This is a genomic window from Salibacterium aidingense DSM 18341, assembly GCF_000429685.1.
GTDB classification, from domain to species: Bacteria; Bacillota; Bacilli; order Bacillales; family Marinococcaceae; genus Salibacterium; species Salibacterium aidingense.
The window spans coordinates 117,967-126,371 of the sequence record NZ_AUCI01000013.1 but is presented as its reverse complement, the minus strand read 5'-3'; the positions used below and the strand labels follow the sequence as shown (position 1 = coordinate 126,371).

Sequence of the window (8,405 nt, the reverse complement as noted above, 5' to 3'; positions counted from 1 at the left end):
TAGCATATTATTTATTTTAAATGCTTGTATACCAGTTATGGCATGTAACTCCCATTGAAGTTTGGAGGTTGTATCAAAAGTAGATCGAGATCGTATAGGAAGCTCTTGATTGAAGTGCAAATCTACCATATTTAATTTGTTATTGATATCTAGAGGGATATCGAATAAATCGTGAAATGGTCTATTCATTGCTTTAACTTCCAAGTTGTAATTTACAACTATCCCGGGGAAAGGAATGGTATTCAGGATTTTACGAGCTTGATCTACTGCAAGATTATGTATCTGTTCTTCTAAGTGATTTTGAACAGGTAGATAACCTGCAGTTATCAGAAGATCATTACGCTCAACATGAGTACATTCAAGATAGTCAGCAATATTTATTAGGGTTTGCCAATTAGGCATTCTTAAGGAACGTCCGACCAGTAAATTTTTATATGTTGTACAAGCTACATCGTTAAGTTCTTGTTGAGTAAACCGTTTTAATGGATGAGTTTGTGGATTAGAATATTCTTGTTGACGTTTTATCCGAATCTTTTCGATTTCAACTAATAATTGCTTTAATTTGTAAGGTTGATCATTACATTTTTCTTGCATGGAACCCTCTTTCTGACCTTTATATTAAGTGTAGTTATACACTTGGTTAAAATAATATCAAATAGTACATTAGGAAACATCACTTTAGTTATTATCATAGCTTAAATAAAGCAAAGGGGGAATATATATGATTCGTGCAGTTGTAACAGATAAAATGGCTTTAGGACACTTAACAATACAGGAGGTGGTGGCACCTCAACCAAAACCATGGGAAGTACTTGTTAAAGTTAAAGCATTTTCTCTTAATCGAGGAGAAGGAATGCGAAGAATCAGAAAGAACAACATAGACCGGGATGGGATTTTTCCGGTGTTGTTATCGATCAAGCAAAAAATGGAGAAGGTCCGCCAAAAGGAAGTCGAGTTGTTGGACTTTTTCCCATCAGGGGCATGGGCGGAGAAAGTGGCAGTCTCCGCAAAATTCATAGCCGAAATTCCTGATAGAGTGTCGTATGCTCAAGCTGCAACATTGCCAGTAGCAGGCTTGACTGCGCTTTATACACTAAGAAAGGCTGGAATGCTTCTAGGTAAACGAATACTTATAACCGGTTCGACTGGAGGGGTTGGAGTTTTTGCTCATCAACTTGCATCCCTCAGTGGAGCTTTCAATGTTGGTATAGCACGAACTGAAGAAAAAGCTAACACGGTAATAGAGACGGGAGCTAATGAGGTAATCGTTGGTGAATCAATTACGGAATCAGTGGAAAAATATGGTCCATATCATCTCATTATCGATTCTTTAGGTGGTGATACATTGCCAACTTTGCTAACTCAACTGATAGCCGGAGGTGTAATTGTCTCTGTAGGTTATACTACATCACCAATCGCTACTTTTGATCTTTCTAAGCTTGCATATGTAGGTGGAGTAAACTTGTATGGGTTTTTTCTGGGAGAAGAGATCTATCGTTTTCCCCCAAACGAAAATTTGGAGGTTTTAGGAGACTTGGTTGCTAATGGTCAGTTGGAACCTCATATAGCAGTAGAAGCCCCATGGGAGAAAATTGAAACGATTGCTCAAAAATTGATAGACCGGCAGTTTTCAGGAAAGGCTGTACTTTTGATCAATGGATGATAACACCCCTTATACTAGACTTAAGAAAGATTCGACACCTTGAGCGCGAATTATAATTTTAATTGTCTTGGTAAGGTATTGACCATGGGTAATCCTTGTGGAGTGGTTCTCTACGAGGTTTTTTCTTTATGTATAAAGAGGATTAAGTAAGGATCAGCTATAATGTATAATATACAATTTCATAATGAAAGGATAATGGTTATGATTTATATCGCTCTTCTTCGAGGAATCAATGTGGGTGGAAAAAATAAAATAGACATGGCATTACTTAAACAAACGTTTGAAAAAGCCGAGATGCACGATGTAGTGACGTACATTAATACAGGCAATATTATTTTTTCAATCAACCATCAATCAAAAGCTGAATTATCACGAATTTTGGAAGAAGCGATATATAATGATTTCGGATTACAAATTAAAGTAGTAGTTCGCAGTATTGAGGATATTACACGAATTTGTAACGCTATTCCTGATACTTGGAAGAATGACAAAGACATGAAAAGCGATGTCATGTTTCTATGGGAAGAAATAGACGAGGAGTCTGTTCTGGAGAAGTTAGTCATTAAACCAAATATTGATACGGTGAAATATGTTCCAGGTGCGATCCTATGGTCCGTCGCCAAGAAAAATGTAACCAAAAGCGGGATGGCAAAGATCGTAGGAACTAAGATATATAAACAAATGACGGTAAGAAATGTAAACACAACTCGTAAGATATATGAACTAATGCAAGCTCGAATCAGTTAATTCGTCTTTATGAAGTCGAAACCATACGTATCTCAATCAAGGAGTGGAAGGAAATGAAGGTAATTAACGTGTCGCCTCACGTATATAAAATCGAAGCTTGGTTTTTATTGAAAATGAGCGCATGGATCGTGAAAGCTGATGAAGGAATTTACATTGTAGACACAGGAATGCCTTTTACATTTGATAAAACAGTTCTTTCCTTAACGTAACGATATGGTACTATGAATAGAGAAAAAGGAATGAAAAATCTTGGAAAAGGAATGGATGAAGGCATGGCCAGTTTTACAATCGATCAAGAAATAAATGAGGAGTCGCTTCCCTTGTTTACTCTCACCATCAATGATTCCCATATCACAACGGTGTACAGTGATACAGATATGCAAACAGAGCTGGTCGAGGCCCTTGGCAGAAATAAGGATATTCCCATTTATGATCAGCAGGATGGTTTGTACACTCGTTTAACGGTGGAAGACAATCTTCGTTTTTTTAATAAATGGTTCAAAAGCAAGGCACCGCTTCCTGAGATTCTTGTACGCTTTGAACTGCAAAGCTGTGCAAAAAAACCTTTGCATACGTGCTCGGATTCAGAATTCCGGCGCGTGCATTTTGCCAAGTATTATATGAGCGGCGATCAATGCGTGGTGTTTCGAGAGCCTATTCACGGGGTGGACGATAAAACAAAGCAAACCTTTATTTCGATGCTTCAGAAAATGAAGGAGGATCAAATCCCTGTGCTCGTTTTGGTTTCTAACATGGAACACGCGCTTTTATTGGGAGACATTTCTTTTAAGCTTCAGAAAAACGGAATAAAGCAGGTGGAGATTGAAGAAGGGGGGACAACTATTGAAACGGAGAAGAACAACGAACCCATGACGGCCAATTTATTTAAGATACCGGCTAAGGTCGATGACAAGATGATTTTGTTTGATCCACCGGAGATCGACTACATTGAGAGCCAGGATGGCAAGGCAATAATTGTAATCAATGAGGAATCGTATGCCATGGATTCCACACTTGCCGAAGTGGAGAAGAAACTGGAGGTGTATGGGTTTTATCGTTGTCACCGTTCTTATATTGTAAACCTGCAGAAGGTAAGAGAGATTATTACATGGTCGAAAAATACATATTCCCTCCGGATCGATAATAAAATTCAATCCACGATCCCTCTTTCCCGAACGAAAATTCAGGACATCCAGGAGAAATTCAACCTCAAATAAGTACAGTTCACGGAAACTCTTTGAGCAGGCCCCTGCCACCCAACAACCCCAAGCTCAATTTGAAGCAAGTGTCTTGCGGCGCTTGCTATTTTCTCGGTACAATTCATCCTCGATTTGGTACATTCCGCTGGAAAAAGACTGTGCGGGCTGCATCTGCAAGCTATGATGAAAGCAGTTGACCAAAGGAGGTTTTTCAGTTGAAAAGCGCTATGGAGGTAAAAGAATTGCAGAAAGTGTTTGGCAAAAACATAGCCATTAAACATGTTGATTTCAATGTGAAGCAAGGGGAGATTTTTGGTTTGCTTGGTCCGAGTGGGTCAGGGAAAACGACGATGGTGAAAATTTTAACAGGTGAGCTCTCCAAAACAGCCGGGGATGTAAACGTGCTCGGCATGGATTCATCAAAGTTTAAAACGTCCGATTTCAAATCAAAGGTTGGGATATTATCAGATAACAGTACACTCTATAAGCGGCTGTCTGTTTATGACAACTTAAAATTATTTTGTAAATTGTACAAAGCGCCATTACATCACATCGATGATATCCTGCACGATGTTCACTTGTATGAGGAGCGATTCAAAACAGCCTCAGATCTGTCTAAAGGGATGGCACAGCGTGTGTTACTTGCGAAGGCTCTCATTCATAAGCCTGACCTTGTATTTTTAGATGAACCGACTTCAGCACTTGATCCTGGAACGATGATCCACATTCACCGCGCACTGCAGAAGTTGAATGAAGTCGGCACCACGATATTTTTAACCACTCATAATATGGAGGAAGCCACAGAATTATGCGACCGTGTCGCGTTTCTTCACAAAGGAGAACTCCAGGAACTGGACAGCCCGGCCGCCCTGCGCTATAAATACTCCGATCATACATTTCATGTAGAAACCGTGGCAGGAGAACGAATGGTCATTAAAAATGAACCAGAAACAGCCGACCAGGTAAGGCAACTGATCGCAAACAGGCAGGTGAAAGCAATGCACACGGATAACCCCACACTTGGTCAGATCTTTCTAAAAGTAACAGGAAAGGAGCTTGTATAATGAATATTCAACGTATCCATGCCATTTTTGAAAAAGACATCAAAGATTTCATGAAAAACATGATGCTTTTGGTGTTGCCCGCCCTTCCTCTTGTGATAGCGTTATTATACGCACTGACCAGTGAAGGAGAAGCGGAACTACCACTGCCTTTGCTCTACTTGATTGTCGGAATGGCTTTTTCAGGGATTACATCAGCCATGATCATGACGATGATGGCAGAAGAAAATGAAAAGAATACACTGCGCGGCCTGATTCAATCACCAGCTTCGTTTGTAGATATCATTGTCGGAAAAAGTCTGGTTACAGGGATTATTACCTTGATTTCACTTGTCGCGTCCCTCATGATCGTCGGTATCGAACCATTTCTAGAATTCAGGGTAATCCTTGGTCTCATCCTGCTGTTCTTGTTCTTTCTCCTGCTGGGGATTGGTATAGGGTTGTTTTCAAAAACAGTTTCTGCAACGTCTGCCTACCTAATGCCGGTTATGTTATTATTTGGCTTCACATCGATGGTGGGTACATTTGGATTTGCGGAAGACAGCATGGCCATAACCATTACAGATACATTTCCAATTATGCAGGCTATTAAAATTCACGATAGCAGCTCCTGGATGCCGATGGTGGTTATAGCCATTTGGATAATTGCTGCTGCCATCTTTACGTATGTCTGCTTTCGAAACACGATGACAGATGACTAATCGGACTGTTTTACACTACTAAGGACACTAACCGTACACAGGATGAAAACCATGCCGAAAATTTGAATGAAGGTTAAATTGTCTCCCATGAGCAGGACACCAAACAAAGAAGCTGTCACAGGCTCTACCATGGCAACCATCGACGCAGTAGAAGGGGGCGTAAACCCGATATCAATCACATAAAAAATAAATGACATCCCAGCTCCTAAGACTCCGACGAGAAGAAACCAACCTATATCACCTGACATTATCACCTCTGCCGCCTCTCCCTTGTCCGTAAAAAGAAAGAGGAAAAGGCAAAAAGAAAAGAAGGCGATAGGTAACGTAGTTTGCGGATTGCCGATCGACGACGCATTTTTAAAGCCGAAAATAAATAAGGTATAGGAAAGACCGGCAGCGAGTCCCGCTGCCGCTCCTATGAGGCTGACTGTAGCTTTGAAAAAAAGACTGATCAAAATGGATTCATTATTTATGAATCAGTATATATTTTTTATAATAAAGTACACGTATCACGTCTACACGGCAGAAGACCGTTTTCAAGATATCGCCGCTCTGGCACCAGAAGAGATTATCCACGTCCATGTCAACGATGCTGAAAACCTGGCAAAAGAAGACCTGCTCGACAACGACCGGATCTGGCCGGGAGAAGGAGTCATCGACATTAAAGGATTCTTGCAGGCACTGCAAACCACAGGGTACGATGGTCCCGTTTCTCAAGAGGTCCTTACACAGGAACTTCCACAACAGGAACCGGAAACCCTCATCCAGCAAACAGCAGCCGCCTACGACGAACTCTTCAAATAGGGGGCTGAAACATCAAAAATTGGCGGCAAACCGTATCTTGATGTTTGTTCCCTGTCCCATGTGACTCGTGATTTCTACGTCCCAACCATGAGCGGTTACAATATTACGGGCAATCGCCATACCCAGCCCTGTGCCTTTACTGTTGTTTGTATTGGTGCCGCGATAGTGGCGTTCAAACACTCGATCAATGTCTCCGGAGATTCCTTTTCCGTTATCATCAATGGAAATCGTATGATCGGAGAGTGTTACTGCGACAGCGACATCTTCCTCATTATGCATAAGCGCGTTGTATATAAAATTTAGAATCGCTCTTTTCATTAGATGGGGATCAATGTATAGTGTCTTTTCTGGATGATCACTAGTAAAAGAAATGTCGCGATCTTTATATTGCGGGTCATTAAGTACATCGATGACAATTTCTTTTACAAACGGTTCGATGCGCGTTTCTTGCAATTGCATCGGCATTTCATCGTTTTGCAATCGCATCGTTAGATTGAGGTCATCTATGAGATCTTTGATATAAACGGATTGCCTCTCAATCACTTCTGCGTATTCGATTCGTTCTTGCGCGTCTACTTCTTTGTCCTGCAACAATTCAGCATATCCTTGCATGGAGGCAAGGGGTGTTTTTAAATCATGAGAAACATTGCTGATCCATTCCTTGCGCATGTTCTCGAGCTTCATGCGTTCTTTATCATGCTTAGATAACGTGCTCGAGACCTCATTTAAATTTGCAAATACGGATTTAAAAATACCTGGTTTCTTAGCAGGGTAAGACCCAAAATTCATATGTTTAAGGTGAGAAATACGTTCAATCATCGTGTTTACCGGCTTTATAAGTATAGAGCTGAACAACAATCCGATCATGGCAGCGATGACTAAATCAACAAAGATAATAACGAGAAAAACTTGTGACACATTGGAAATCATAGATTCAACATCTACTGTAAACACAAATCGTTCATCGTCTGAATCAGGGATGCCTACTATATAGCTGAAATTTCCGTATTCCCCAAGAAAATACGTATTCAATTCATCATCCATGTATTTATACTTATGAACAAGCTCCATTGGGCTGTAATGGTCCGAAACGGTACCCGGAGTGGAGTAAGAAGAAACAACCTGCCCGTTATTATCAAGGATTTGCAGCCAGGCTCCATATTCTTCTAAAGCGTTCGTGCCTTCTTCAGAAACCGTTACCTCTTCGTTTTCCATCTGCATATATTGATCAAAGTTTCTAGTAAAAGTTTCGGAAGAATTGCTCTCTCCTTCTGCCCCTGTTGTATTTAAATGCTGATACCAAAGCATTCCCACAATAATGAACGTGTTCACAAGAATTACAATGAATACGATACTAACGATGGAAAAAAGGTAACTGCCCGTCAGCTTCCATTTCATCCCGCTCTTACTTTCCATTAAACCGATACCCCAGCCCTTTCACTGTTTTTAGATGCTGAGGATCAGCCGGTGTTTCTTCAATCTTTTCCCGCAGTCTTCGAATATGCACCATGAGAGTGTTATCTGCTCCGAAAAAGTCTTCTCCCCAAACAACTTGAAAAAGGGTTTCTTTGCTTAAGATACGGTCCGGGTTTCTCATGAAGCATCCCATTAATCCTACCTCCTTGGCTGTCAACTCCAGCCTTTTTCCTTCCTTTGTGACTTCGGTTTCCTCCGCATTCATAGAAAATAGCCCCACCGTAGTTGCCCCTTCAGACTGGTTATCTTCCATGGAGTGCATTCCCGCACGTCTCAGCTGCGCTTTTACACGATAAGCTACTTCTTTCGGGCTGAATGGCTTGCTGACATAATCATCTCCACCAATCGCTAATCCGAGAATTTTATCGACTTCTTCTGTCCGGGCAGAGAGAAATAATATAGGAATACGAGAAGTTTCGCGTATTTTCTTGCATAAATCGTACCCCTCTCCATCAGGCAGCATAATATCTAAAATGGCCAAATGAGGAGAAAAAGCTTGAAATTGCTCCCACCCCTCTTGAATACTTCCCGCTGTTTGAACAGCTGTGAACCCTTCTTTTTGCAAAGTTGTCGTCAGCAACTGACATATATCCTTCTCGTCATCAACAATCAAAATGCGATTCTCTGTCATATCATCACCATCTTTTCAAGGCTTTCTTTTCTGTATATTATCACAAAGTCTTGGGATGTAAGGATTTTGTAAGGTTCGTTTGAAGTTGAAGTAAGGACGGAGCGGTAAAGTGGAAGTACACGA

The 8,405-nt window shown here is 40.9% G+C and carries 10 protein-coding genes and 1 pseudogene; 7 read left to right on the top strand and 4 right to left on the bottom strand.

What is annotated here, in order from left to right:
- A pseudogene (locus G475_RS0113945) lies at nt 1–594 on the bottom strand (hypothetical protein); the annotation flags it as partial.
- A gap of 127 nt (nt 595–721) precedes the next feature.
- Here G475_RS0113945 and G475_RS25150 point away from each other — a divergent pair.
- The 6 genes from G475_RS25150 to G475_RS0113915 all read left to right on the top strand — a co-directional run bounded on the left by G475_RS25150 (nt 722) and on the right by G475_RS0113915 (nt 5,371).
- A complete protein-coding gene (locus G475_RS25150; protein WP_233275784.1) occupies nt 722–1,663 on the top strand; it encodes a zinc-binding dehydrogenase in 942 nt (313 codons plus the stop codon).
- A 201-nt stretch (nt 1,664–1,864) separates the two neighbouring features.
- Complete coding sequence (locus tag G475_RS0113935; RefSeq protein WP_026701815.1) at nt 1,865–2,410, top strand: DUF1697 domain-containing protein; 546 nt, start codon at nt 1,865–1,867, stop codon at nt 2,408–2,410.
- A 53-nt stretch (nt 2,411–2,463) separates the two neighbouring features.
- Entirely contained in the window at nt 2,464–2,619 is a 156-nt protein-coding gene (locus G475_RS27260) for a hypothetical protein (RefSeq protein ID WP_233275783.1), read from the top strand.
- A gap of 30 nt (nt 2,620–2,649) precedes the next feature.
- Complete coding sequence (locus G475_RS0113925) at nt 2,650–3,627, top strand: response regulator transcription factor (protein WP_233275782.1); 978 nt, start codon at nt 2,650–2,652, stop codon at nt 3,625–3,627.
- A gap of 197 nt (nt 3,628–3,824) precedes the next feature.
- Nucleotides 3,825–4,673 (top strand): ABC transporter ATP-binding protein, encoded by an 849-nt coding sequence (locus G475_RS0113920; protein WP_026701813.1) that lies wholly within the window; start codon nt 3,825–3,827, stop codon nt 4,671–4,673.
- Nucleotides 4,673–5,371, top strand: a complete 699-nt coding sequence (locus G475_RS0113915; RefSeq protein ID WP_026701812.1) for an ABC transporter permease — start codon at nt 4,673–4,675, stop codon at nt 5,369–5,371. Before G475_RS0113920 ends, G475_RS0113915 begins: the two co-directional genes overlap by 1 nt.
- Here the strand turns inward: G475_RS0113915 and G475_RS25145 are convergent.
- Nucleotides 5,368–5,826 (bottom strand): DMT family transporter, encoded by a 459-nt coding sequence (locus G475_RS25145; protein WP_324603218.1) that lies wholly within the window; start codon nt 5,824–5,826, stop codon nt 5,368–5,370. The genes G475_RS0113915 and G475_RS25145 overlap by 4 nt on opposite strands.
- Nucleotides 5,827–5,842: 16 nt before the next feature.
- Here G475_RS25145 and G475_RS25140 point away from each other — a divergent pair, with 16 nt between their 5' ends.
- Nucleotides 5,843–6,175, top strand: a complete 333-nt coding sequence (locus G475_RS25140; RefSeq protein ID WP_156911705.1) for a sugar phosphate isomerase/epimerase family protein — start codon at nt 5,843–5,845, stop codon at nt 6,173–6,175.
- Between the two features lie 12 nt (nt 6,176–6,187).
- Here the strand turns inward: G475_RS25140 and G475_RS0113900 are convergent, their stop codons facing one another.
- Both G475_RS0113900 and G475_RS0113895 read right to left on the bottom strand, forming a co-directional pair.
- The gene (locus tag G475_RS0113900) at nt 6,188–7,591 is read right to left on the bottom strand and encodes a sensor histidine kinase (RefSeq protein ID WP_233275781.1); all 1,404 of its coding nucleotides are present in this window, start codon (nt 7,589–7,591) and stop codon (nt 6,188–6,190) included.
- Complete coding sequence (locus tag G475_RS0113895; RefSeq protein WP_026701809.1) at nt 7,581–8,282, bottom strand: response regulator transcription factor; 702 nt, start codon at nt 8,280–8,282, stop codon at nt 7,581–7,583. Before G475_RS0113895 ends, G475_RS0113900 begins: the two co-directional genes overlap by 11 nt.
- Nucleotides 8,283–8,405 lie beyond the last annotated feature (123 nt).

Excerpts from the sequence above, each read along its gene's own strand:
- G475_RS25150 (WP_233275784.1), top strand. The coding sequence starts at position 722 with ATGATTCGTGCAGTTGTAACAGATAAAATGGCTTTAGGACACTTAACA.
- G475_RS0113935 (WP_026701815.1), top strand. The coding sequence starts at position 1,865 with ATGATTTATATCGCTCTTCTTCGAGGAATCAATGTGGGTGGAAAAAAT.
- G475_RS27260 (WP_233275783.1), top strand. The coding sequence starts at position 2,464 with ATGAAGGTAATTAACGTGTCGCCTCACGTATATAAAATCGAAGCTTGG.
- G475_RS0113925 (WP_233275782.1), top strand. The coding sequence starts at position 2,650 with ATGAAAAATCTTGGAAAAGGAATGGATGAAGGCATGGCCAGTTTTACA.
- G475_RS0113915 (WP_026701812.1), top strand. The coding sequence starts at position 4,673 with ATGAATATTCAACGTATCCATGCCATTTTTGAAAAAGACATCAAAGAT.
- G475_RS25140 (WP_156911705.1), top strand. The coding sequence starts at position 5,843 with ATGAATCAGTATATATTTTTTATAATAAAGTACACGTATCACGTCTAC.
- G475_RS0113900 (WP_233275781.1), bottom strand. The coding sequence starts at position 7,591 with ATGGAAAGTAAGAGCGGGATGAAATGGAAGCTGACGGGCAGTTACCTT.
- G475_RS0113895 (WP_026701809.1), bottom strand. The coding sequence starts at position 8,282 with ATGACAGAGAATCGCATTTTGATTGTTGATGACGAGAAGGATATATGT.